Origin of the sequence: Pleomorphomonas diazotrophica (assembly GCF_002844595.1) — a bacterium.
In the GTDB taxonomy this organism is placed as follows: Bacteria; Pseudomonadota; Alphaproteobacteria; order Rhizobiales; family Pleomorphomonadaceae; genus Pleomorphomonas; species Pleomorphomonas diazotrophica.
Genome location: NZ_PJNW01000013.1, coordinates 54,608 through 78,724, shown reverse-complemented (window position 1 = coordinate 78,724; position 24,117 = coordinate 54,608). Strand labels below are relative to the sequence as shown.

General features: G+C 66.2%; 25 protein-coding genes. 13 read left to right on the top strand and 12 right to left on the bottom strand.

Features of this window, described 5'->3' with window-relative positions:
- Positions 1-346: 346 nt before the first annotated feature.
- Positions 347-1,198, bottom strand: a complete 852-nt coding sequence (locus CXZ10_RS15855) for a 23S rRNA (adenine(2030)-N(6))-methyltransferase RlmJ (RefSeq protein ID WP_101290334.1) — start codon at positions 1,196-1,198, stop codon at positions 347-349.
- A gap of 246 nt (positions 1,199-1,444) precedes the next feature.
- Between CXZ10_RS15855 and CXZ10_RS15850 the strand changes: the two genes are divergently transcribed.
- From CXZ10_RS15850 to CXZ10_RS15835, 4 genes are all read left to right on the top strand, one after another.
- Positions 1,445-2,032, top strand: coding sequence for an SH3 domain-containing protein (locus tag CXZ10_RS15850; protein WP_101290333.1), 588 nt, complete (start codon positions 1,445-1,447; stop codon positions 2,030-2,032).
- A 38-nt stretch (positions 2,033-2,070) separates the two neighbouring features.
- Positions 2,071-2,904, top strand: coding sequence for an SH3 domain-containing protein (locus CXZ10_RS15845; RefSeq protein ID WP_101290332.1), 834 nt, complete (start codon positions 2,071-2,073; stop codon positions 2,902-2,904).
- 191 nt (positions 2,905-3,095) lie between these two features.
- Complete coding sequence (gene uvrB / locus CXZ10_RS15840) at positions 3,096-5,789, top strand: excinuclease ABC subunit UvrB (protein WP_101290331.1); 2,694 nt, start codon at positions 3,096-3,098, stop codon at positions 5,787-5,789.
- A gap of 42 nt (positions 5,790-5,831) precedes the next feature.
- Positions 5,832-6,218: a nuclear transport factor 2 family protein gene (locus CXZ10_RS15835; protein WP_210199946.1), complete on the top strand. Its 387-nt coding sequence runs from the start codon at positions 5,832-5,834 to the stop codon at positions 6,216-6,218.
- Positions 6,219-6,227: 9 nt separating this feature from the next.
- On the opposite strand, the gene CXZ10_RS15830 is transcribed toward CXZ10_RS15835, so the two are convergent.
- Complete coding sequence (locus CXZ10_RS15830) at positions 6,228-7,082, bottom strand: DMT family transporter (RefSeq protein WP_101290329.1); 855 nt, start codon at positions 7,080-7,082, stop codon at positions 6,228-6,230.
- Between the two features lie 216 nt (positions 7,083-7,298).
- Between CXZ10_RS15830 and CXZ10_RS15825 the strand changes: the two genes are divergently transcribed.
- On the top strand, positions 7,299-7,895 hold the full coding sequence (locus tag CXZ10_RS15825) for an NAD(P)H-dependent oxidoreductase (RefSeq protein ID WP_101290328.1): 597 nt from the start codon (positions 7,299-7,301) through the stop codon (positions 7,893-7,895).
- A gap of 20 nt (positions 7,896-7,915) precedes the next feature.
- Here the strand turns inward: CXZ10_RS15825 and CXZ10_RS15820 are convergent, their stop codons facing one another.
- Together CXZ10_RS15820 and CXZ10_RS15815 are read right to left on the bottom strand one after the other, a co-directional pair.
- The gene (locus CXZ10_RS15820; protein WP_101290327.1) at positions 7,916-8,764 is read right to left on the bottom strand and encodes a hypothetical protein; all 849 of its coding nucleotides are present in this window, start codon (positions 8,762-8,764) and stop codon (positions 7,916-7,918) included.
- Positions 8,765-8,834: 70 nt separating this feature from the next.
- Positions 8,835-10,118: an MFS transporter gene (locus CXZ10_RS15815; RefSeq protein WP_101290326.1), complete on the bottom strand. Its 1,284-nt coding sequence runs from the start codon at positions 10,116-10,118 to the stop codon at positions 8,835-8,837.
- Between the two features lie 247 nt (positions 10,119-10,365).
- Here CXZ10_RS15815 and CXZ10_RS15810 point away from each other — a divergent pair, with 247 nt between their 5' ends.
- Positions 10,366-11,238, top strand: coding sequence for a pirin family protein (locus CXZ10_RS15810; protein ID WP_101290325.1), 873 nt, complete (start codon positions 10,366-10,368; stop codon positions 11,236-11,238).
- A gap of 534 nt (positions 11,239-11,772) precedes the next feature.
- Here CXZ10_RS15810 and CXZ10_RS15800 read toward each other — a convergent pair.
- The 3 genes from CXZ10_RS15800 to pgsA are packed head-to-tail and all read right to left on the bottom strand — an operon-like array spanning position 11,773 to position 13,092.
- Positions 11,773-12,255, bottom strand: a complete 483-nt coding sequence (locus CXZ10_RS15800) for a molybdenum cofactor biosynthesis protein MoaE (RefSeq protein WP_101290323.1) — start codon at positions 12,253-12,255, stop codon at positions 11,773-11,775.
- Positions 12,256-12,257: 2 nt separating this feature from the next.
- A complete protein-coding gene (moaD, locus tag CXZ10_RS15795) occupies positions 12,258-12,509 on the bottom strand; it encodes a molybdopterin converting factor subunit 1 (RefSeq protein WP_101290362.1) in 252 nt (83 codons plus the stop codon).
- Positions 12,510-12,513: 4 nt separating this feature from the next.
- Entirely contained in the window at positions 12,514-13,092 is a 579-nt protein-coding gene (gene pgsA, locus CXZ10_RS15790) for a CDP-diacylglycerol--glycerol-3-phosphate 3-phosphatidyltransferase (protein ID WP_101290322.1), read from the bottom strand.
- 211 nt (positions 13,093-13,303) lie between these two features.
- Between pgsA and CXZ10_RS21600 the strand changes: the two genes are divergently transcribed.
- The 3 genes from CXZ10_RS21600 (at position 13,304) to CXZ10_RS15775 (ending at position 14,982) form a co-directional block, all read left to right on the top strand.
- Positions 13,304-13,648, top strand: a complete 345-nt coding sequence (locus tag CXZ10_RS21600) for a DMT family transporter (RefSeq protein ID WP_180336029.1) — start codon at positions 13,304-13,306, stop codon at positions 13,646-13,648.
- Position 13,649: 1 nt separating this feature from the next.
- Positions 13,650-14,219, top strand: coding sequence for a TetR/AcrR family transcriptional regulator (locus CXZ10_RS15780; RefSeq protein WP_101290320.1), 570 nt, complete (start codon positions 13,650-13,652; stop codon positions 14,217-14,219).
- Between the two features lie 82 nt (positions 14,220-14,301).
- Positions 14,302-14,982, top strand: a complete 681-nt coding sequence (locus CXZ10_RS15775) for a DUF1345 domain-containing protein (protein WP_101290319.1) — start codon at positions 14,302-14,304, stop codon at positions 14,980-14,982.
- Positions 14,983-14,985: 3 nt separating this feature from the next.
- Here CXZ10_RS15775 and uvrC read toward each other — a convergent pair whose 3' ends face one another.
- From uvrC to CXZ10_RS15750, 5 genes are all read right to left on the bottom strand, one after another.
- Positions 14,986-16,968: an excinuclease ABC subunit UvrC gene (uvrC, locus tag CXZ10_RS15770; protein WP_101290318.1), complete on the bottom strand. Its 1,983-nt coding sequence runs from the start codon at positions 16,966-16,968 to the stop codon at positions 14,986-14,988.
- Between the two features lie 235 nt (positions 16,969-17,203).
- Entirely contained in the window at positions 17,204-17,704 is a 501-nt protein-coding gene (locus CXZ10_RS15765; RefSeq protein ID WP_101290317.1) for a type III secretion system chaperone family protein, read from the bottom strand.
- A gap of 250 nt (positions 17,705-17,954) precedes the next feature.
- A complete protein-coding gene (locus CXZ10_RS15760) occupies positions 17,955-18,257 on the bottom strand; it encodes an accessory factor UbiK family protein (RefSeq protein ID WP_101290316.1) in 303 nt (100 codons plus the stop codon).
- Between the two features lie 119 nt (positions 18,258-18,376).
- Positions 18,377-19,408 carry a 23S rRNA (adenine(2503)-C(2))-methyltransferase RlmN gene (gene rlmN / locus CXZ10_RS15755; protein WP_245412977.1) on the bottom strand — a complete coding sequence of 344 codons (1,032 nt, stop codon included), beginning with the start codon at positions 19,406-19,408 and terminating at the stop codon, positions 18,377-18,379.
- 182 nt (positions 19,409-19,590) lie between these two features.
- On the bottom strand, positions 19,591-20,163 hold the full coding sequence (locus CXZ10_RS15750) for a TetR/AcrR family transcriptional regulator (protein ID WP_101290314.1): 573 nt from the start codon (positions 20,161-20,163) through the stop codon (positions 19,591-19,593).
- 350 nt (positions 20,164-20,513) lie between these two features.
- Between CXZ10_RS15750 and lgt the strand changes: the two genes are divergently transcribed.
- The 4 genes from lgt (at position 20,514) to CXZ10_RS15725 (ending at position 24,070) form a co-directional block, all read left to right on the top strand.
- Positions 20,514-21,350 (top strand): prolipoprotein diacylglyceryl transferase, encoded by an 837-nt coding sequence (gene lgt / locus CXZ10_RS15740; RefSeq protein WP_101290312.1) that lies wholly within the window; start codon positions 20,514-20,516, stop codon positions 21,348-21,350.
- Positions 21,347-22,429 carry a class I SAM-dependent methyltransferase gene (locus CXZ10_RS15735; protein ID WP_101290311.1) on the top strand — a complete coding sequence of 361 codons (1,083 nt, stop codon included), beginning with the start codon at positions 21,347-21,349 and terminating at the stop codon, positions 22,427-22,429. Before lgt ends, CXZ10_RS15735 begins: the two co-directional genes overlap by 4 nt.
- A 129-nt stretch (positions 22,430-22,558) precedes the next feature.
- A complete protein-coding gene (pgeF, locus tag CXZ10_RS15730) occupies positions 22,559-23,329 on the top strand; it encodes a peptidoglycan editing factor PgeF (RefSeq protein WP_101290310.1) in 771 nt (256 codons plus the stop codon).
- A gap of 105 nt (positions 23,330-23,434) precedes the next feature.
- Positions 23,435-24,070, top strand: a complete 636-nt coding sequence (locus CXZ10_RS15725; protein ID WP_101290309.1) for a hypothetical protein — start codon at positions 23,435-23,437, stop codon at positions 24,068-24,070.
- Positions 24,071-24,117: the final 47 nt, after the last annotated feature.

Sequence of the window (24,117 nt, the reverse complement as noted above, 5' to 3'; positions counted from 1 at the left end):
TGGCGCCCTGTTCGGCACACTTCCCCGGCCGCGCTTTCGGCGCAGCAGACCTTTGCGAAGGCCGCATCTTGCGTTCAGGATGGTTCGCCCGCGTCTGCGGCATTCATTTGAACAGCGCGGTCCCGGACTACACCGGCGGCGAGGCTGCCTCTGACAATGGGCCGGGCGCCGCCGCAGCGGTACATCGGCCTTGCCGCCCCGCCAACAAGCGAAAGTGGTTCGCCTCGACAGGTACGACCTACAAGGCTTCTATTCCCTGCACATTGAGAAACTATTACCGCGCATCCGCAGAAATGGGGGGTTTCCGGCGAAAACTGCCGAGCGTCCCTTGCAGCCGCCGGACGCATCAGCCGTCCTGGGCGAGCCTCAGCACCCGGCCGCCGGCGCCCTCGTCCTCGGCGAGAAGGCGGTTCAACTCCGGCAGGATGGCCTCGGTCTCGTCCGCCAGCGTGAAGGGCGGGTTGGCGACCAGCACGCCGGCGCCGCTGAGCGGCCCGTCGCCGCCCACCTCGCGCACCCATTGCTCGATGGCGACGAGACGCGGATAGCCCACGGCGGCCGCCGCCTTGAGGAAAGCGTCGACGGCGGCGACATCCTTGATCGGGTACCAGATCATCAGGCAGCCGGTGGCGAAGCGCTTATGGGCGTCCTGGACGGCACGCGTGAGGCGGTCGAACTCGCCGGGCTCCTCGAAGGGCGGGTCGATCACCACGACCCCGCGCCGCTCGCGCGGTGGCAACTGGGCGCGGACGGTGACATAGCCGTCTTCCGAGCCGACGCGCACCCGTCGGTCGCCGGTGTAAAGCGCGGCGAGCGTCGCGGCGTCCTGCGGATGCAGTTCGTTGAAATGATAGCGATCCTGCAGGCGGCCAAGCGCCGTGGCGATCGCCGGCGAGCCGGGATAGAGGAGAAGATCGTCGCCGCCGTTGACGGCCCTGAGCGCCGCGAACCAGGGCGCCAGCCACTCCCTGAGCGCCGGCGACAGGCGCGCCGACCGGATGCGACCGACGCCGCCGTGCCACTCGCCCGTCCTGAGCGCCTCGTCGGCGGCGAGGTCATAGAGACCGATGCCGGCATGACTGTCGATGACGCGATAGCCGGCGTCCTTGCGGCCGAGATAGTCGAGGATGCGCGCGAGCACGGCGTGCTTCAGAACGTCGGCGAAGTTCCCGGCATGGAAGGCGTGGCGGTAATTCATGGCGGACAGCTAGACCAGCCCCCCGCCCGACGGCAAGAAAATTCGCCACGGTCCGCGAACGCCCCAGCGCCGCCGCAACTGCAACCCAAACTCCGGGTCGAACGTTGAGTCGCAGATGAACGGCCCATGAACGACGGGTTCAGCCGTCGCTCAAGGCAAGGATGCGATAAGCCTGATCATACAGTGTCCGGTCGACCGGACCGACAAGGAATGCCAGTCGGCGCAGCCGACAAAGGAGAGAAGCCAATGTGGAAATCCCTGCTGTCGATTGCCGTGCTCGCCGCTGCGACCATCGCGGCCCCGGCGGTGGCTTCAGCCGCGCCCGCCCGTGTCACGGCCAACGTCAACCTCCGGGCCGGCCCCGGCACCAACTACTACCCGATCCTGGTGCTGCCGGCCGGCGCGCCCGTCGAGCTTTACGGCTGCCTGCAAGGCTACACCTGGTGCGACATTTCCTATGGCCGCGAACGCGGCTGGGTGTCGTCGCGCTACCTCTCCACCTTCTACCGCGGACCGGCCTATCGGCCGCGGCCCTATGCCTCGGTGCCCTTCCTGTCCTTCAATTTCGGCTACTGGGACAATCACTACGTCCATCGGCCGTGGTATCGTGATCGTCCGCGTAACTCGGACTGGGACCGTGACCGCCGTGATTGGGATCGCGACCGAGATCGTCGGGACTGGGAACGTGATCGCCGCGATTGGGACCGCGATCGGGATCGTCGGGACTGGGAGCGGGATCGTCGGGACTGGGAGCGGGATCGTGAGCGCCGTGACCAAAACGAGTCTGAGCGGGAGCCTTGCCCGCCTCACGTGCTCGACTGCGTTCAGCGGTAACTCAGCCGGAGTTGCCGCCTAGCCGAGGGGAAGACACGATGAGAATGCCGCGTCTGGCCGCACTGCTTTGTCTGGCCGGCCTGTTTCCCTCGACGACCGGCGCGCTGGCCGCGCCGGCCGAAGTTCTGGCCGCCGCCAATCTCCGCACCGGCCCGGGCGCCCAGTACCAGGCTCTCATGGTGCTGCCGCCCGGTACGCCGGTGGAGATCTATGGCTGCCTCGGCGACGACAGCTGGTGCGACGTCGGCTATGGCAACATGCGAGGCTGGCTGTCGGCGCGCTACCTCGGCTCCGTTCGTCACTGGTCTCCGGAACGGCGGATCATGCGGCCGCCGGTCTTCTCGCCACCGCCGATCTATCGGGAGCCTCCGGTCTACGCCAATCCGCCGCCGGTCTATGACGGACCCGGCTGGGGGGGCCCGGAGCCCTATCCGGGCGATGTCTACATCGAGCCGCCGCCGGTCTACGTCTACCGGCCGCCGGTGACGGTCAGGCCGGCAATGCCGCCGTTGCCCCAGCCGGATGTCGGTGTCTATCCAGCCAACCCGCACCCCGCTCCGCCCTCAGCGGTCGCCGGTCGCCCGCCGGTTGCCGCTCGTCCCGAGCCCTATCCAATGCCCACCGTGACCGGACCGGCAACGCCACCGACCGCTCGTCCCGAGCCCTACCCGATGCCCACCGTCACCAGTCCACCCGCGCCGACCACGACGCGGCCGACCGCCAATCCCAACCAGTCGGTCTCCAGCTCCGGTCAACTGGCGCCCTCCGCTCCGGCTCCGTCGACGACCGACGCCAAGCCGAAATACGGCAGCGCCCAGGGCAAACCCGGCGCGCCCTGCAAGTGGGTGAACGGCGTCTGCCGCAACGATTGACGGCAGGCGCAAGCATTTTCGAGCGAAGTGGATACCGGTTCGCATGAGGAAAATGCGTCAGTTCAGTAAGCTAGATCGTTTCCGCGTTCTGTGAAACGGAAGCGATCTAGTGCCTGTCAGGCTGCTGCCATGCTCTGACCGCAGTTGATGTGATACGTTGGTTCTTCGCTGAGGATACCGACGAGTCCGCCATGGCACCCCGCAAGCCCGCATCCGCTCCCGACACCGATCCGGCGCCCGGTTTCTCCGAGATGCCGCAGGCGCCGTTCGAGGGAACGCCGCTCACGGGCTCCTTCTCGGACTGGCTGAAGGACGTTTCGGAAGAAGCCGCCAAGCCGGCTCCATCGGAGTCGCGTGTCGTCGAGGAGACCATCGCCAAGCCGGGCAAGCGCAAGGCCAAGGCCGAGCTGACCTCGCGCAAGTCGTCGCGCGGCGGCTCGCTGGGCGGCTCCACCGATCCGAAGGTGCGCGCTGCCGGCGGACTCAATCCGGTTTCCGGCATGCAGGTGTCGATGGAGGAGGCCGAGGCGCTGCCGCTGGGCGGCGTCACCGCCACCGTCAAGGCGCTGGAGGAGATGATCCAGAAGGGCCGCGACATCTTCCGCGACGGCCAGCCCTGGGTGCCGCACCGGCCGGAACGTCCGCCCAAGTCGGAAGGCGGCATTTCGTTCAATCTGTCGTCGGCCTACGAGCCGAAGGGCGACCAACCCACAGCCATCGCCGATCTTCTGGCCGGCATCGAGCAGAACGACAAGACGCAGGTGCTGCTCGGCGTCACCGGCTCGGGCAAGACCTTCACGGTGGCCAACATCATCGCCGCCACCAACCGCCCTGCCCTGATCCTCGCCCCCAACAAGACGCTGGCCGCCCAGCTCTATTCGGAGTTCAAGAGCTTCTTCCCCGACAACGCCGTCGAGTATTTCGTCTCCTACTACGACTACTACCAGCCGGAAGCCTACGTTCCGCGCACCGACACCTATATCGAGAAGGAGTCGACCATCAACGAGCAGATCGACCGCATGCGCCACTCGGCGACGCGTGCCCTGCTCGAACGCGACGACGTCATCATCGTCGCCTCGGTGTCCTGCATCTACGGTATCGGCTCGGTCGAGACTTATACCGCCATGACCTTCGGCCTGGAGGTGGGCGACCGCATCGATCAGCGTCAGCTCCTGGCCGACCTCGTCGCCCTGCAATATAAGCGCGCCGACGTCGGCTTCGCGCGCGGCACCTTCCGGGTGCGCGGCGACACCATCGAAGTTTTCCCGGCCCACTTGGAGGATCGCGCCTGGCGCATCTCGCTGTTCGGCGACGAGGTGGAGGCGATCACCGAGTTCGATCCGCTGACCGGCCACAAGTCGGCGGACATGAAGTTCGTCAAGATCTACGCCAACTCGCACTATGTGACGCCCAAGCCGACGCTGGCCCAGGCCATCAAGTCGATCAAGGCCGAGCTGCGCGACCGCCTGGTCGAGCTCAACGCCCACGGTCGCCTGCTGGAGGCACAGCGCCTCGAACAGCGCTGCACCTTCGACATGGAGATGATGGAGGCGACCGGTTCCTGCGCCGGCATCGAAAACTACTCGCGCTACCTCACCGGCCGCGCGCCCGGCGAGCCGCCGCCGACCCTGTTCGAGTACCTGCCGGACAACGCCTTGGTCTTCATCGACGAAAGCCACGTCACCGTGCCGCAGATCGGCGCCATGTATCGCGGCGACTTCCGCCGAAAGGCGACGCTGGCCGAATATGGCTTCCGCCTGCCCTCCTGCATGGACAACCGTCCCCTGCGGTTCGAGGAGTGGGACGCCATGCGGCCGCAGACCGTCTGCGTCTCGGCCACGCCCGGCGGATGGGAGCTCGACCAGTCGGGCGGCGTGTTCGCCGAGCAGGTGATCCGCCCCACCGGCCTGATCGACCCGCCGGTGGAGATCCGCCCGGCCCGCACCCAGGTCGACGACCTCCTCGGCGAGGTGCGGCAGGTCACCGACGCCGGCTACCGCACGCTGGTCACCGTGCTGACCAAGCGCATGGCCGAGGACCTAACCGAGTATCTGCACGAGCAGGGCGTGAAGGTCCGCTACATGCACTCGGACATCGACACGCTGGAGCGCATCGAGATCCTGCGCGACTTGCGCCTCGGCGCCTTCGATGTGCTGGTCGGCATCAACCTGCTGCGCGAGGGCTTGGACATTCCAGAATGCGCGCTGGTTGCCATTCTCGACGCCGACAAGGAAGGCTTCCTGCGGTCGGAAACCTCGCTGGTCCAGACCATCGGCCGCGCCGCCCGCAACGTCGACGGCAAGGTCATCCTCTACGCCGACAACATGACTGGCTCGATGGAGCGGGCCATCGCCGAGACCAACCGCCGCCGCGAAAAGCAGATGGCCTATAACGTCGCCAACGGCATCACGCCGGAGAGCGTCAAGCGCTCGATCGGCGACGTACTGAACTCGGTCTACGAGCAGGATCACGTCCGCGTCGACACCGGCCTCGCCGAGGAAGGCGAGATGATCGGCCACAACCTCAAGGCCTACATGGCCGACCTGGAGCAGCGGATGCGCAAGGCCGCCGCCGACCTGGAGTTCGAGGAAGCGGCCCGTCTGCGCGACGAGCTGAAGCGCCTCCAGGCGGCGGAACTGACCATCGCCGAGGATCCTATGGCCCGCCAGAGCGACGTCGACGCCGCCGGTGGCGGCTTCACCGGCGGCAAGAAATACGGCCGCTCCGCCAACACGCCACCCTCCCGCATCCGCAAGAACAACCTCGACGAGATGACCGTCGGCCGCACTGAGGTACCGCTCGGCAGCGAACCGCCCAAGCGCCCGCCCCCCAGCACGGCGGCGGGAACCGTGGCCGGCAAGAAGCGCGGGCGCTGGGGGAAGTAGGCACGCAACCTGCTCGGATCAGGCCGCGGCGAGAGGATGAACATGCCGGCAGCCCATCCTGATATGGAACTCTTCCGCGTCCTCGAACTAAAGCTTCACCGCCCGGAGGTTCGACGTTCGCCGGACGCCGTGCGTGCGCTGCTGGCCGACGAGTTCATCGAGTTCGGCAGTTCTGGCAGGATCTATGACAAGGCTTCGATCATAGAGGCGCTGGCCGGAGAGCCAGCGGCCGAGGCTGCCCTCATCCCGGATGTGCTCGATTTCGCCGCCTGCCCCATCGCACCCGATGTCGTGCTCGTGACCTACCGAAGCAGCCGCCGCCCTGATGGAGCGGCGGCAAGAACAACGCTTCGCAGCTCCATCTGGAAGCTGACCGACGGCCGCTGGCAGATGCTGTTTCACCAGGGAACGGTCGTCCCGCCCGCCTGAGAACTCGGCCTACCTCCCCCGTCGCATCCCCCTCTGCCCCAATAGAATGCTCCCAAAGATCAGGGCGATGCCCATCCATTGCAGCAGCGACAGCGTCTCGTCCCTGAACAGCCAGCCGAGCGCCACCGCCGTCACCGGACTCAGGAAGCCGAGCTGGGCAACGAGGTTGGGATTGAGCCGGGCGATGCCCCGGAACCACAGGACATAGGTGAGGCCGGCGCCGATCAGGCCGAGGTAGGCGATGCCGATCAGGTTGTCTGCCGTGAAGCCGGCGAGCGCCTGGAGATTTCCGAACAGCGCTGGTAACAGCAGGATGCCGCCCGCCGTCAATTGCCAGGACGTGAAGGTGAGGAGCGGTACTGGCGGCTGCCAGCGCCGTGTCAGCACCGTTCCAAGGGCCATCGACAGCGCGCCGAGCAGGCCGGCCATGATGCCCGTCGCATCGAGCTCTGCGCCCGGCTTCAGGATCAGCAGGCCGACGCCCAAGGCGCCGCCCACCGCCGCGACGATGGACACCGACATGATCGGCGTTCCCACGAACAGCCGTGCCAGGAACACCACCACCAGCGGCTGGATCGCGCCCACCGTGGCGGCGACACCGCCCGGCAGGCTGTAGGCGGCAATGAACAGCATCCACCAGAAGAAGGAGAAATTGAGCGCGCCGAGCAGGACGACGCGCGGCCACCAGATGCCGGTCGGCAGTTGCCGAGTGACGAGAAGCAGCAGCAATCCGGCCGGCAGCGCCCTGAGCAACGACACCAGCAGCGGATCGAGCCCCGGCAGATAGGTCACCGTCACGATATAGGTGCTGCCCCAGATGAGGGGCGCCAGGGCGGTGAGGGCGATGTCGGAAAGCCTGGTCATGGTCGCTCCATTTATCTTGATATCAAGATAAAGCAGGGCGTCTTGACGTCAAGATATCCGGCGCGCTCGATCATTCACATGTCCGGCATCGGCACCCCGGAACATTCGCCGGCCGGATTGAACCGGTAGCCCGGCGAATGCTCGGGGGAATCGGGTAGGCGAGGCGCCCCGAACATGCCAAGCTCGCCCGTCTCTCCTTGTGCCTGAGTCCTTCCCATGAAATGCCTTGTCGTCGTCGCCCATCCGCTACCGGACAGCCTCTGCCGGTCGCTGGCCCGCTTCGCCACGGAACGGCTCGAAGCGGCCGGCCATCAGGTGACGGTCGAGGATCTCTATGGCAGCGGCTTTGACGCCGCGCTCACCGAGGCCGAACGCCGGAGCTATTATGCCGCCGCCTTCGACGCCTCGGCGGTGGCGGACGAGGCGGCGCGGCTCACCGAAGCCGAGGCGCTGGTGCTGGTGTTCCCCACCTGGTGGTATGGCTTCCCGGCCATCCTGAAGGGCTGGTTCGACCGCGTCTGGGCGCCGGGCATCGCCTTCGATCATGGGGCCGACTTCGGCCCGATCAAGCCGCGCCTCGGGCTCCGGCACGTGCTGGCGATCACCACCCTCGGCTCGCCCTGGTGGATCGACACGCTGGTGCTGTGGCAGCCGGTGCGGCGCATCCTGCGCATCGCCATTCTCGGCGCCTGCGCCCGCGGTGTTCGCTTCAACATGCTGTCGCTGCACTCGGCCGAGAAGCCGGCCAGGGAACGGGTGGCGCGCCTCGAAACGCGCATCGCCAGTATCCTCGACCGCTGGCCGGCAGCCTGAACGAAGCCCTTGAGAGCGCTCTATGGCAGTCTGCTCACCACGGCATCCACGAGGCCCTGAGCCTCCTTGGCCAGCGCCGAGTACTGAGGCGACGCCTTGAGCGCATCGGATACGCAATCGGTGTACTTGTTGGGACTGTCATAGTCCTCCTTGGCGGCGGCGCATTCCTCAGGGTCTTTGACGACCGTCTTGGGTTGAGCGGCAACCGCCACGACGATCCCCCGCTTCGAGACGGCAAGGAAGAGCGTATCAGGAGGCATTGCCGGGGCATCCTGAACAAGCAGCCCGGCAAACGCACGTGCCGCCACGCCTGCATCGGTCTTTACCGGCAGGTCGAGGAAATCGACAGCAGCGGCGTCCGTCGTCACGGCGTTGGACATGAACGTCTCGGACTTGATGATGCCCGGAATGCCCGACTCCAACGCCTGTGCGAGTTCGCTGTCATCGCTGCGACGCTCGGCCCAAGCCTTTACGATCCCGTCGGTGGAGTAGAAGTAAGTCGCCTGGCCTTCCTCGACCGAGAACCTCAATCCATCGACGCTGCCGAACCCGATTTCCTCTTCATAGAGGGTCTCCGGTTCAAAGACCGGCTCGCCCTTGTCAGTCGGCAGGACTCCATGGCCGAAAACGGCGAGAAGCCGCCTTTCCAACTCCTGCCGCCCGGCTTGCTCCAGCCTGGTGAGTTCGGCTTCGCTCGTTTGAGCCGCCTCGGCCTGCCGGACGATTTCCGTCTGGACCTTGCGGGCAGACAGGTAGTCGTCCTCCGGCGTGCCGGCTTGGCTTCCTGTCGTCAGGACAAGAGATACCATCGCCCAGACGGCGGCCGATATCGCAGTGACAACAAGTGGCTTTCTAGTCCGGAAGGGCATCACGACCTCATCGTCCGTACGGCTACACCAGGATGGCCGGTCGGCATTATTTCCTGGCCGCTGCTTTTGCTCAATGGGACGTCCGCGTCGGTTTGTCGCCGCGCACGAGAGCCATCGAAACCACGCCGAAGACGAGAACCAACGCCAGCACGTTGAGCCCGATCCGATAGTCGGCAGTCGCGCTCTTCAGCCATCCCATGACATACGGGCCGAAAAAGCCGCCGGTGTTGCCGATCGAGTTGATCAGCGCCACGCCGACGGCCGCGGCGAGGCCGCCCATGCGTGCGGTGGTGAACGCCCAGAAGGGGCCGATCACCGACCAAAGCCCGATCAGCGCCAGCGACAACGCGACGAGGGTACCGGCGAGCCCGGTGGCCACGCCGGCGAGAACGCAGCCGATGGCGGCGAGGACAAGTGCGCCGATCACGTGCAGCTTCCGCTCGTTGAGGCGGTCGGAACTCCAGCCGATGGCCAGCATGCCGACAATCGCCGCCAGGAACGGGATGGCGTTATACCAGCCGAGCAGCGACAGGTCCGTGCCGCCGAGCACCTCCTTCAGGATCTGCGGCATCCAGAAGGCCACGCCGTACATGCAGAGCACCATGCAGAAATAGACGATCCCTAGGAGACCGGCCTTCCAGAACAGATCGCGTCCGATCCGGTTGAACTGGTGAAGCGCGAGATATCCCGCCTCCTTGTCCAGCGCGCCTTGCAGAGCGGACTTCTCCCCGTCGGTCAGCCATTTCGCCGCCATGGGATTGTTCGGCAGCGCAAGCAGCACCAGCACGCCAAGGGCAACCGCCGGCAGGCCTTCGAGCGCGAACAGCCATTGCCAGCCGCGCCATCCCCACAGGCCGTCCAGCCCGAGCAGCGATACCGACAACGGACTGCCCACCAGCCCGGCCACGGCCGTGGAGGACGCCAGAATCGACAGCGCCCTGGCGCGGTCCTGCGGCAGGAGCCACTGGTTGAGGTAGAGGATGACGCCGGGCAGGAAGCCTGCCTCCGCGACGCCCAGCAGAAAGCGGCAGAGGTAGAACGTCGCCTCGTTATGAACGAAGGCCGTCAGGGCGGAGATGACGCCCCAGCTGATCATGATCCGGGAGATCCACAGCTTGGCGCCGACGCGCCGCAGGATGAGGTTGCTCGGCACCTCGAACAACACGTAGCCGGCAAAGAACAGTCCGGCACCGAGGCCATAAGCGGCCGGCGACAGGCCGAGATCGTCATTCAGCTGAAGCGCGGCGAAGCTGACGTTGATGCGATCGAGATAGGCGACCACATAGCCAAGGCACAGCAGCGGCAGAAGTCTCAAGGCGATTTTCTTCGAGGCGGACCGCATCACGTCTTGCATATCGTCCTCACCTTCCGGCGCGCGGCAGTCAGGCTGCCTTTGCGGAGCGCCGCGCACTGCCTCATAGCGATCTTGGCGCCGTCTGCCGAGACCTTTCTTTGCCGGCGACAGGCTCCGCCCGGTCGGCCTGCGAGAGTAGCATCCCAGCGTCGCGTCCCCGGTTGATACCAGCCAGACGCGAGTTGCCCGTTTCCGATTGTGGCCTATATTAGGCGGAACTGCGTAGCCCCACCCGGAAGGCCCATTCATGCGTAGCGTTCTCGCCGTCCATCCAGCCCATCGCGACGACATCGCCGACCTTATCACCCGCCGGCCGTTGCCGGGACCGGACGTCGAGCAGGTGGACCCCTTCCTGTTCCTGAACCACCACGGCCCGCAGACCTATCCGCCCGGCAATCGCGGCCTGCCCTTCGGGCCGCATCCCCATCGCGGCTTCGAGACGGTGACCTTCATTCTCCACGGCAGCCTCTCCCACCTCGACAGCGGCGGCCATGAGAGCGTCATCGAGGCGGGCGGCGTGCAGTGGATGACGGCCGGCTCCGGCCTCGTCCACGCCGAGCTGTCGCCGGAGGCCTTCAAGCGCCAGGGCGGCCCCTTGGAAATCCTCCAGCTCTGGGTGAACCTGCCGCCGGCCCTGAAGATGACCGAGCCGCGTTACACCGGCGTGCAGAAGGCCGACATCCCCACCCTGTCGATCGCCGCCGGCAACGGCACGCTGCATCTCATCTCCGGCGAGTTCGGCGGTGAGACCGGCCCGATCAAGTCGCTGACGGAAGTCTTCATGTCCTGGGTCGAGCTGAAGGCGGGCGCCAAGGCGGCCCTTCAGGTCGAGAAGGGGCGGCACGTGTTCCTCTATGTCGTCGCCGGCCGGGTCGACATCGCCGGCACGCCAGTCGACAAATATCACCTCGTGGAACTGACCGACGACGAGGACAGCTTCGTGGTCGGCGCCGCCGACGACGCCGTGCTGCTGTTCGGCCACGCCATGCCGATCGACGCGCCCTTGGTGGCCCATGGCCCCTTCGTCATGAACAGCGAGGACGAAATACGTCAGGCCTATGCCGACTATCGCGCCGGCAAGTTCGGCGATCCGGCCAAGCTCATAAAGGCCGGAGACTGAGGCATCCGCATGGAAAATCGGGGCCTTTCGGATGGGTGGGGGCGTGGGAGTTAGGCATGGGGAGGCTTATATTGGCCGCTCGTTCCATCCTGCCCAAGGTCCCCGCCTTCGCGGGGATGACAGAATTATATAACGAAAACATATACATAGATTGTCATCCCCGCGAAGGCGGGGACCTCAGGCAAGAAAAGGCGCAGGGGCGGATATCAGACACCCACCTTGATGCCTTCCGAAGTTTGGTCGTCGGTAGTACTCACCTTACCGATTGCCCACTGATTGAAGGACGATAGCGATGTCAAGGACAGCCACTCTATCTTCCCGATTCAAGATCACCATCCCCAAGGAGATCTGTGCTGCCAAGAGTTGGAAGCCGGGCCAAGAGTTCGCATACATCCCCAAAGATTCCGGCATCCTGATCATTCCAGTACCGAGGCTTGAAGACCTCGTAGGAGTCGCAAACGGCGTGGACTCCGAAGACTATCGTGACCGGCAGGACCGGTACTAAATTGGTCACCGGTCATTGATGGTATAGGCCTAACCCTTCTCGTCCTTCCAGCGCTCGGCCCGCGCATCGTCGTGGGCCTTGGCTTCCACCCAGCCGCCTTCGCTGCGGTCGGCCGGGTGTTCCTTCTTCCAGAAGGGGGCGCGGGTCTTGAGGAAGTCCATGATGTAGTCGCAGGCGGCGAAGGCGGCGTCGCGGTGGCTCGACGACACCGCCACCAGCACGATGCGCTCGCCCGGCTTGATGCGGCCGCCGCGATGGACGACGGTGACGGCGAGAAGCGGCCAGCGGGCGACGGCCTCGTTGACCACGCGGCCGATCTCCGCCTCGGCCATGCCGGGATAGTATTCCAGCTCCAGCGCGGCGAGTCGCCCGTCCTCGTCGCGGCAATAGCCGACAAAGCTGGTCACGGCGCCGACCGCAGGATCGCCGTCCTGCAGGGCTTCGATCTCGGCGCCGACGTCGAAATCGTCTGGCCCGACGCGGACGATGATGCGGGTCTCGCTGGTGGTCATGGTCAGCCGCCGGTCATCGGGGGAAACAGGGCGATCTCCCGCGCGCTGCCGATCGGCTCGTCCTGTTCGATGTGCAACTGGTCGACGGCGACGCGGATGGTCTCCGGCGTCTCGAAGGCGAAGGCATAGGCCTCGCCGCGATCCGCCAGCCAGCGGACCAGATCGCCGGCCGTCACCACCGTCTCCGGCAGCACCAGCCGCTCATCGGAGAGGCCGATGCGCTCGCGCACCCAGGCGAAATAGCGGATCAGCACCGGCTCACGGCTCATGGCCCGCCTCCATCAGGTAGACGACGCCGCTGCGGAAGTAATCATAGCCGGTGTAGAGCGTGACGAGCGCCGCCGTCCACAGCATGGCAAGACCGAGTTCGGTGATGCCGGTCACCAGCTTGTCGCCGGTCGGACCCAGCAACAGGATGCCGATGGCGATCAATTGCAGCGTCGTCTTCCACTTGGCGAGGCGGGTGACGGGGACGCTGACCTTGAGATCGGCGAGAAACTCCCGGAGGCCCGACACGAAGATCTCGCGCATCAGGATGATCACCGCCGCCCACAGCGAGAAGCCGCCGATGGTGCCGTAATAGGTGAGCACCAGCAGGCAGACCGACACCAGGAGCTTGTCGGCGATCGGGTCGAGCATGCGGCCGAGCGTCGATTGCTGCTTCCACAGGCGCGCCAGGTAACCGTCGAAATAGTCGGTGATCGACGCGGCGGCAAACAGGCCGAAGGCCAGCCAACGTCCGGCGTCGCCTTCGATGTAGAAGGCGGCGACCACCGCGGGAACGGCGACGATGCGCAGATAGGTGAGAATATTGGGCAGGGACCAGACGAATTTCATGGCGCCGACATCTGTTGATCCGCCCATGACATTGCACGATGCCACCCCGAGGGCAAGGGTCGAGCGCCACCGAAATCCAGACCGGTGGTCGTTCCCCGGTCAACGTGGCGTGAAGCGCCCACCGATCGAAGCGCATGGGAGGGATGCCTTTCCGGCGCTTGTAAAGAAACCGACCGTCCGGTATCTTTCGCACCGATTTCAGGAGCCCGCCGTGAACCCCGCCCTCTCCGCCTACGGTTTTCTAGCGCTTGCCATCATCTCGGAAGTGACGGGGTCGTCGCTGCTGCAGAAGAGCGAGCAGTTCTCCAAGGTCCTGCCCACGCTGGGCATGGCCGTCTGCTTCGCCGCCGCCTTCTTCTTCCTGTCGCAGGCGCTGAAGGTCATTCCGCTCGCCATCGCCTACGCCATCTGGAGCGGCGTCGGCATCGTGCTGACCGCCACCATTGGTTTTCTCGTCTTTCGTCAGGCGCTCGACACCTGGGCGCTGTTCGGCATGAGCCTGATCGTGCTAGGCACCATCGTCCTCAACACGATGTCGCGCAGCACGGTTCATTGAGATGGAAGCGGACGCTCCGGAAACCGGCTATCACCGCAAGAAGCAGCCCGAACTCGTCCACCGCGCGCTGCTTGACCACGCGGCGAAACTGGCCGTCGAACAGGGCCTTTCCGCCGTCACCATGCAGGCCGTCGCCGAGGCGGCGGGGGTGACCAAGGGCGGCCTCCTGCATCACTTCCCCAGCAAGCAGGCGCTGATCTCGGCGGTGTTCGCCGACCTCCTCGACGCGCTCGACCGCCAGCTCGACGCGCGCATCGCCGCCGATCCCGAACCCGAGGGCGCATTCACCCGGGCCTATTTGGATTCGGTGTTCGACACCGGGCCGGACGCCGCGCTGTGGGCCGCGCTGTCGATCTCCCTGCTGACCGACCCAAACCTGAGACGCCTCTGGTCGGACTGGGTGTCGGCCCGCCAGGAGCGTCACCGCGCCACCGACGGCAGCCGGGCGCTCGCCGCCGTCCGCCTCGCCGCCGATGGCATCTGGCTGGCCGACCTCACCGGCGTCACCCTTAACGAGCGGGCGGAGATGCGGGACTTTCTGATCCGCCAGACGCGGGAGGGCAAATCGTAGCCTCCTCGCCTTTGCGAAGCCGCCCGGTTCCGAATGCGCTATAGCTGAGGCATTTAGGTCACCCGTTCCAGGGAGTCGCCGCATGGCCATCGAAAGAGGCCGCCTGTCCCGCCGCTCCGCCTTGCGCCAAGGACTGCACGCCCTCAGCGTCAGGCCTCGCCTCATCGCCGCCACCGCCGCCGGCGTTCTCGTCGGCCTGCTGCTTCCTTCCGGCTTTACCGGGCAGGGCCGGCTGCTGATCGGCTGGGACGTCGGCGTCGCCCTCTATCTCGTCACCACCTGGCACATGATGATCCGGTCGGACGTGCACCAGCTCCGGCAGCGCGCCGCCCGGCATGACGAGGGCGAGTGGGCGATCATCCTGCTGTCGGTGGCCGCGACGCTGTCGAGCCTCGTCGCCATCGGTGCCGAACTCATGCAGGCCGGCGCCGGCGATCCCTTCCGCCTCTGGCGCGCCGGCATCGCCGCCCTCACCATCCTGATGAGCTGGCTGTTCGTCCACACCATCATGGCCCTGCACTATGCCCACGACTATTACCTGCGCGAGGGGCCGGGCCTGATCTTCCCCGACCGCATCGAGGCGCCGGACTACTGGGACTTCGCCTATTTCGCCTTCACCATCGGCGTCGCCGCCCAGACGGCCGACGTCGCCATCGCCTCGCCGCGCATCCGCCGGGTGGCGCTCGCCCATTCGGTCCTGGCCTTCGTCTTCAACACCGCCATACTCGCGCTGGCGATCAACGTGGGCGCAAGCTTGCTGTAGTCCTCACCCTTTCCGGAAATAGTCGTGGATGGCCTTGGCGGTGGCGGCGGAGATGCCGGGCACCTTCTCGAGGTCGATGAGGGCCGCCCGCTCGATTTCCTTCAGCGTGCCGAAGTGGTTGAGCAGCGACCGCTTGCGCGTCGGCCCGACGCCGGGGATCTCCTGCAACCCGCCCTCGGAGATCTGCTTGGAGCGCCGCGCCGCGTGGCTGCCGTTGGCGAAGCGATGCGCCTCGTCGCGTAGCCGCTGGATGAAATAGAGCACCGGGTCGCGGGTCGGCAGCATGAAGTCCGGCCGGCCCGGCACGAAGAAGCGTTCGCGACCGGCGTCGCGATCCGGCCCCTTGGCGACGCCCACCAGCGGCACGTCGGTGATGCCGAGTTCGTCGATGATCGACTTCACCGCCGACAGCTGGCCGGCGCCGCCGTCGATCAGCACCAGGTCCGGCCACGGCCCGAAGCCGTCCTCGTCGCGCGCCGCCTCGGCGCGGCTGCCATGTTCCTTGACGAGGCGGGAGAAACGCCGGGTCATCACCTCGCGCATCATGCCGAAGTCGTCGCCGGGGGTGATGTCGGTCGAGCGGATGTTGAACTTGCGATACTGGTTCTTCACGAAGCCGCCGGGACCGGCGACGATCATGCCGCCCACCGGGTTGGAGCCCATGATATGGGCGTTGTCATAGACCTCGATGCGCTTCGGCGTCTCGGCAAGGCCGAATACCCGGCCGACGCCCTCCATGAGCTTCAACTGGCTCGACGTATCGGCCATGCGGCGGGCCAGCGCCTCACGGGCGTTCTGCACCGCCTGCTCCACCACGTCCTTCTTCTCGCCGCGCTGCGGCCTCAGAACCTCGACGCGCCGGCCGGCCTTTTCGGACAGCGCCTCGGTCATCAGCGCCATGTCCTCGAAGGCATGGCTGACCAGGATCAGCGACGGGCACGGCTTGTCGTCGTAGAACTGGGCAATAAAGGAGGAGAGCGCCTCGCCGGCCTCCGCACCACCCGCCTTCGGGAAGAAGGCGTGGTTGCCCCAGTTCTGGCCGGTGCGGAAGAAGAATACCTCGACGCAGGTCTGCCCGCCCTCCTGGTGGACGGCGAACACGTCGGCTTCCTCGATGCCCTGCGGGTTGATGCCCTGGCGGCTCTGCACATGGCTGAGCGCGGCCAGACGGTCGCGGCAGACGGCAGCCCGCTCGAAATCGAGGTTCTCGGCGGCGGCGTTCATCTCGATCGCCAGCTGTTCCTTGATCTGCCGGCTCTTCCCCGACAGGAAGTCCTTGGCTTCGCGCACCAGTTCGGCATAGCCGGCGGCGTCGATCTCGCCGGTGCAGGGCGCCGAGCAGCGCTTGATCTGGTAGAGCATGCAGGGTCGCGTCCGCGTCTCGAACTCACCGTCCGAACAGGTGCGGATCAGGAAGGCCTTCTGCATGGCGTTGATGGTGGCCGTCACCGCCGACGCCGAGGCGAAGGGGCCGAAGAAGCTGCCCTTGCGCGAGCGGGCGCCGCGATGCTTGACGAGCTGCGGTGCCACGTGGTCGCCGGTGATCAGGATATAGGGGAAGCTCTTGTCGTCACGAAGCAGCACGTTGAAGCGCGGCCGGAGCTGCTTGATCAGGTTGGCTTCAAGGAGCAGCGCTTCCGTCTCGGTCTTGGTGACGACGAACTCCATCGCCGCCGTCGCCTGCACCATGCGGATGATGCGGGTCGGCAACTGGCCGAGTCGCGTGTAGTTGGTCACCCGCTTCTTGAGGCTCTTCGCCTTGCCGACATAGAGCACGTCGCCCGACGGCGACAGCATGCGATAGACGCCGGGGCTGTTGGGCAACAGGCGCACCATCGCCTGCACCACCTCGACGCCCCGCCGCGTTTCGGCTGTCGACAGGTCGATCTCGCCGCCTTCCTCCTCCACCGCCTCCAGTTCGGGCAGCTCGGACGGCAGCGCGTCGTCTTCGTCGATATCGGGAATGAGTTCGGGATCGTCGGTCATGGGCTCTAGAGCGATGTGCGTTCAAGGAAACGCCCACCGCTCTCTCTTCTTGGTGTCGCATCGCTTATGCGGAAAACCGGTTCCCACTTTTCCGCGCGATGCTCTGGAGGATTCGCGAAGGGCGGCTCGTCTAGCATATCAAGGATGGCTGCGTCAGCCGATGGCGGCAGCCTCATCAAAAAGCAAGGTCCCGACCACAAGGACCGGGACCCCATTCATCTCGTCGTGTGGTCGATCAGGCTTCGCCGACCGTCTCCAGAAGCGCGTGGTCGAGCGCTTCCTTGGCATTGCGCCCACCGCGCACCACGAAATCGAAGGCGAGACGATGCCGCTCGCAGGTGTCGACCGCCGTTTCGATCAGCGCCTCCATCTGCTCGTTTGTCACTTCGGCCTGTCCGGTCAGCAGCAGCGTGTTGCGGTACATGACCACGCCCTCCGCCTGCCAGATGTCGAAATGGCCGATCCAGAGCTGCTCGTTGACCAGCGCCAGCAGCTTCGTCACCTCCGCCTTGCGGGCAACCGGCACCTTGATGTCGAAGGCGCAAGCGACGTGCAGCGCCTCGATCTCGGAGAGCCACGTGACGGCCACGTTGTAATCCGTGTCGTCACCGGCAATGGAGATGGCGATCTCGTCCTCGTCGGAGCGCTCGAACGTCCAGTCGTTTTGCGCGGCGAGCAGTTCGATCTCGTCCACGGGATTGGCGGTTCGCTCGGGATGCACGTCGATGAGGGTCATCTTGACCTCCAGGGTTGCCGCTGCGGACAGCGTGTGCCGATACCGATGTCGACCTTCGTTGCTCCGCCAGGGCGGGAACGCCGACGCCGACACCTTTGAGCCGATGGCGGCGAAACGCCTATCGGCAACACCGAAGCGGCCGGAACCACCCCGGAATGCAGCAACCCGACATGCGCCGATCCGAGATACAGAGGCGCACGAATCTCACGTTGTCCTCGACTATGCCCGAAGACCGTTAAAACGAAAACCCTTATGGCCCGTCGACGGTTCCCGGCCCGGCTTCGCTGTGGGTAACATTGTCGGCGGCAAGCCGCGCCTCCAGCTCGGCGACGCGGGCGGTGAGACGCTCCACTTCGCTGAGCGCGCGGGTGGCGATGTCCTGCACCGTTTCGAGATCCTCGCGGCGGACGAGGTCGAGTTCGGAGGCAAGCCGCTCGCCCTGGGCGCGGAAGGCCGAGGAGACCTCGCGTCCCGCCGACTGGGCGAGACCGGCGGCGTCGTTCATCAGCTTGGCGAATTCGTCGTAGATGCGTCCCTGCGGGCCGGTCGTCATGGCAGTCGTCTCCGAATGGCGGGCCAGACCCTCTATTTGGCCCCTCGCCGGCTCCGCTTCAAGCAGAAGATGATGGGGGCTCGCGACTGCCCATTCGGGAAAGGCCTTTCCCGGTCGTCTCACGCCGCGGCCCCATACTGCGTTCTCATCCGCTGCGCCGCCTTCAGGCCGTGAAGGTCGCGAAGCCATAGTTGGCCGCAGGCGGCATCGATGTCCGCCCCTTGCGTGTCGCGCACCACGACCGGCACGCCGGCTCGAACCAGCCGTTGCCGGAAGTGATGAAGCTGGTGATCCGCAGATCGGCCGAGGTCGACACTCTCGACCGGATTCCATCGCATCAGGTTGACTCGCGCGGGTTTGCCGACAAGCATTCGGGCGAGGCGCTCCGCATCCGCTCGGCCGTCGTTCAGCCCCGGCAGAAGGAGATAGACGAAGGTCACGATGCGGTTGTGCCGCTCCGCCCAGGAGATCGCCCGCGCCACGACCTCGCGGAGGTCGTGCTTGCGGCTGCCGGGAATCAGCCTGTCGCGCACGTCCTGCGTGGTCGCGTGGAGCGAGACGGTCAGGTTGATCCCGAGGTGCTCCTCGCGCAGCCGGGCGAGTGCCTTCGGTATGCCGATGGTCGAAATCGTGATGCCCGTGGTGGGAAAGCGCATTCCGTCGCGATCCCGCATGATGCGGATGGCGGCCAGGACGCTTTCATAGTTGTTCAATGGCTCCCCGATGCCCATGAACACGATCCGATTGACCTTCGGGCCAAGTCGAACGACCTGCTCGACGATCTCGTGTCTGCCGAGGTTCCTCTTCAGCCCCGCCTGCCCTGACGCACAGAACCGGCAGGAGAAGGCGCAGCCGACCTGGGAGGAAATGCAGGCGGTGAAGCCATCGCGGCGCTGGATCATCACGCTCTCGACGGCGTAACCGTCCGAAAGGCCGAACAGTACCTTCTGCGACCGCTTCCCTCGCTCACATTTGACCTTGCTCAGGGTGCGAAGCTGGACGTTCCGCGCATCCGCCCAACGCCGCAGCTCCCTCGGCATGTCATCGTGCCGGATGAAGAGATCCCGGTACGCGACGGTCGATGGCTCGGTCCCGGCAATCGCGGCAAACTCGCTCGCGGTGAGCCCCAAGGCCGGTGTCCCCTCGGTCATTCCACCCTCCTTTCGGGCGATCGGTGCGTTTTGATGCCGATGGCCCGGCATGCGCACTCACGGGCACGCCAATGGGCTGTCCGTGCGCGAAAGGGTATATAACCGTCGCGTCGGTTATATACAAGACGCATTCCTGGAACCAGCGATCGCTGGCCGATGACGGCTGCGAACAGGGCACGCCGCTACGGCTGGAAGCGCTCTTCGGGATAGAGGACCGTCAGGATCTCCCGCACCTCTTCGCGCATGAAAGCCGAGAGAGTTCCCTCCCGGCTCACCATCCAGCGCATGTAGGCGCCCTGCAGGGCGGACTGGATCAACCCGGACATGCGCTCGGGATCATGCGGCCGAAGCGGCAGCCGCTGCTCGATGGCTTTCCGGACGAGTTCGTTTCTCTCAAGGGCGAGCGCGCGGAGGTGCGGATCGATGATGTCGCCCCAGAACAACAGAAGGTAGCCTTCGCTGCCCACCTCCGCGTCCATGCCGTCGATCATGTCCTTCAGGAAGACCCACAGCGACTGGAGATCCCTTTCGGCATGCGACGCGGCAAAGAACGCCCTCACCTCCTCGGTCATCTCCTCCATGATCCGGCGATGGATGGTCGCCTTGTCCTGGAACCTTTGGATCAGAGCGGCCCGCGACATGCCGACTGCCTCGGCGACATCGGAAAGCGTGAAGTCGACCGGCCCCTCGCGCAACAGGACGGCCTTTGCCTTTTGCAGGATCTCCGCGTCCGAATGAAGTTTAGGTCGAGGCATGCCCGTGTCCCATCATGTCGTCGGCTGAAGGTGGCAACTGCGCGGCATAGGGCCTGACTCCCTTTGCAATGCACGACATCCCCCTGTGGTCGATAACCACTGCGTCGGTTATAAACTCTCCGTCGAAGCCCAAACAAGAACACAATCGTCCGAAATCCAGGACGGCCGCTTGGCGACGGATGTCTCGGTCGACGGATGCGCCCCTCCCAAGCTCCGACGTGCAGTCGCTTGCAGCCATGGGTTCGGCCTCAACGCGAATATGCTTGACGAGGCAGGATAGGCCCATCAATCCTCGCTGGCGGGGATTTCACCAGACGGGGCCGCGCCGCCATTCCGACAGAAGGACCACGATGCTCTTTGCCCTGCCCTTCCCGCCGATCAGTCCCGTCCTCCTCGAACTCGGCCCCATCTCCATCCGCTGGTACGGGCTCGCCTATGTCATCGGGCTGATCTTCGGCTGGTGGTACATCATCCGCATGGTCGACAAGGACCGACTGTGGGGCGGCCTCAAGCGCCCCAAGGCCACCGACATCGACGACCTCCTGGTCTGGATGACGCTCGGCGTCGTGCTGGGCGGCCGCGTCGGCTACATCCTGTTCTACAACTTCGAGGCCTACCGCCAGAACCCCTGGGAGATCCTGCAGATCTGGCACGGCGGCATGTCGGTGCACGGCGGCTTCATCGGCACCGCCATCGCCCAATATCTCTTCGCGCGCCGGCGCGGCCTCAACACGCTCTCCATCTTCGACCTCACGGCCGCCGCCGCGCCGGTCGGCCTGTTCCTCGGCCGCCTCGCCAACTTCATCAACGGCGAACTCTACGGCCGCGTCACCGACGTGCCCTGGGCCTTCATCTTCCCCAACTCCGACGGCCTGCCCCGCCATCCGAGCCAGCTCTACGAGGCAGGCCTCGAAGGCCTCCTGATCTTCGCCGTGCTGACGCCGCTGATCTGGAAGGGCGGCATCCTCCGGAAGCCCGGCCTTGCCGTCGGCATCTTCGGCCTGATCTACGCCGCCGCCCGCATCCTGGTCGAAACGGTGCGCGAGCCCGACCCGCAGGTCGGCTTCCTCTTCGGCGACTTCCTCACCATGGGCATGCTCTTGTCGGCCGTCACAGCCCTCGCCGCCACGACGCTGATCGTTCTGGCGCTCGGCGGACGGACGCGGCGGCCGGAGCCCTCGTCATGACCGGCCTCGAAGACAAGATCATCAGGCTGATCGGCGCCGTCGGCCCGATCTCGGTCGCCGACTACATGAGCCTCGTGCTGTCCGACCCGGACCACGGCTACTACACCACCCGCACCGCCATCGGTCTCGAAGGCGACTTCATCACCGCTCCGGAGATCAGCCAGATGTTCGGCGAGCTGATCGGCATCTGGTGCGTCGCCGCCTATGAGGCGCTCGGCCGGCCGCAGCGGGTGACGCTCGTCGAGCTGGGTCCCGGCCGCGGCACGCTGATGGCCGACCTCCTCAGGGCCGGTCGCGTCGACCCCGGCTTCATCCGCGCCGCCGAGGTGCATCTCGTCGAGATCAGCCCGGAGCTGCGCCGCCGCCAGGCTGCCGGTCTCACCGGTCTCGCCAGCCCCGTCTGGCACGACCGCATCGACGACCTGCCGGACGGCCCGCTGATCGTCGTCGCCAACGAGTTCTTCGACGCCCTGCCGATCCGCCAGTATGTCAACAGCGAGCGTGGCTGGCGCGAACGCGTCGTCGGCCTCGATGACGACGGCAACCTCGCCTTCGGCATCGGCGCCGCCGCTCCCGATCCGACCCTCTTGCCGCACGGCGCCGCAGAGGCGCCGCTCGGCGCGGTGGCCGAGATCAACCGCCCGGCCGAGGCGATCGTCGGCGCATTGGCCCATCGCCTCGTCAAACATGGCGGCGCCGCTCTCATCTTCGACTACGGCCACGTGACAAGCGGCTTCGGCGAGACCTTGCAGGCGGTGCGCTCCCATCACTATGCCGATCCGCTGCGCGACCCCGGCGAATGCGACCTGACCGCCCACGTCGATTTCGACCGCCTCGCTCAAGCCGCCACCGCCGAGGGCGCCACGGTGCTGGGACCGGTGACCCAGGGCGACTTCCTCATCGCCATGGGTCTCGTGGAACGGGCGGGCGCCCTCGGCGCCGGCCGCAGCGCCGAAGACCAGGGCAACATCGTCGCCGCCGTCGAGCGGCTGGCCGGTCCCGAGGAGATGGGCACGCTGTTCAAGGCGATGGCGGTGACCCACCCGCCGCTGGCGCTGCCGGGATTCTCGGTGGGATAGCCCGGCCTCCGCCCGAAGATCGCGCGAGCCGAGGAAGTCATGCTCTTTCCCAACGCCCGCCTGAAAAACGTCGCGATTGCATCGTCATTTGAGGCAGATAAGTCGCCCAACACCTCCCGGAACACACCGATGATCGTCCGCTCGCCCGTCCTTTCGGCCCTCCCCGGCGTTCGCCACGGCTGGTTCACCCGTGAGGGTGGCGTGTCGGGCGGGCTCTACGCCAGCCTCAACACCGGCTATGGTTCCAAGGACGACCGCGCCAACGTGACGGAAAATCGCGGCCGCATCGCCGACGCCCTCGGCGTCAAGCGCGACCGGCTGGTGACGCTCTATCAGGTGCACTCGCCCGACGTGGTCGAGGTGACCGAGCCCTGGGCCGTGAAAGACAACCCGGAGGCCGACGCCCTCGTCACCCGCCTTCCCGGCATCGCCCTCGGCACCAGCCACGCCGACTGCGGCCCGGTGCTGTTCGCCGATGCCGAGGCGCGCGTCATCGGCGCCGCCCACGCCGGCTGGAAGGGTGCTTTCACCGGCGTCCTCGAAGCGACCATCGACGCCATGGTTCGGCTCGGCAGCCGGCGCGGCGACATCATGGCCAGCCTGGGCCCGACGATTTCCGCCGCCGCCTACGAGGTCGGCCCTGAGTTCGTCGCCCGCTTCCGCGAGGCCGGCGAGGCGATCGATCGCTGGTTCGCGCCGTCGAAGCGGGCGGGACACGCCATGTTCGACCTGCCCGGCTACATCATCTTCCGCCTGGAGAGGGCGGGCGTTCGCGCCAACAACCTCGGCCTTTGCACCTGCAGCGACGCGGCGCGCTTCTTCTCCTACCGCCGGATGACGCTGAACGGCGAGGCCGACTACGGGCGGCATCTGGCGGCCATTGCCCTTGAGGGACCTTGAGGCTGCCCTCGCCTCAACCAAGGGATAGGCAACGCAAAAACGGTTTCCAGACGAGCCGAAAAATGCTCTAACGGCACACGGCTGTGATTTGCCGGGAGGCGATGGATGGGTTTTCTGAGCGGAACGAAGCGTACCGGATCGCTCCGGCTGTCGGGCGCCGTCCTGGCAATCGCCCTCGCCTCCGTGCTCGCCGCCTGCCAGTCGACCGCGCCTGCCCGGCCGAAGGCCGCCGCCGCCCTTGCTGGGCCGACGGTGCCGGCGCCGCCCGAGGCGACGCAGCCGGCAGTGCCCGCCGTGCCGGCGACCATCGCCACCTTCTCCTTCGACCAGATCAAGGGCGTGCCGACCAACAAGCAGGACGAGCTGGCCCGGGCGATCGCCCGTCATGCCCAGGCGCGCAACCTGCGCCTCGTCCGCCGCACCGAGCCCACGGCCAGCTATCACGTCTGGGGATATCTGTCGGCCGTCGGCGGCGACGTCGGCACCAACGTCACCTACGTCTGGGACGTCCTGGACCAGAGCGGCAACCGCGTACTGCGCTTTTCCGGCATCGAGATCACCGGCGCCGCCAAGGACGACCCGTGGGAGAGCGTTGACGCCTCGGCGCTCGACACCGTCGCTGCCCGCACCGTCGAGGACGTCTACGCCTGGATCAACCGCCTGCCGCGCCCCTCGGTGACCGGCGCCCCGACGGCGCAGGCCGGTGCCGCCAAGGCCAACCCGCTGGCCGGAACACTCTGACAGGATAACCGGCACGTTCCGACTCGTTAATAAGACGGCGCAAAACG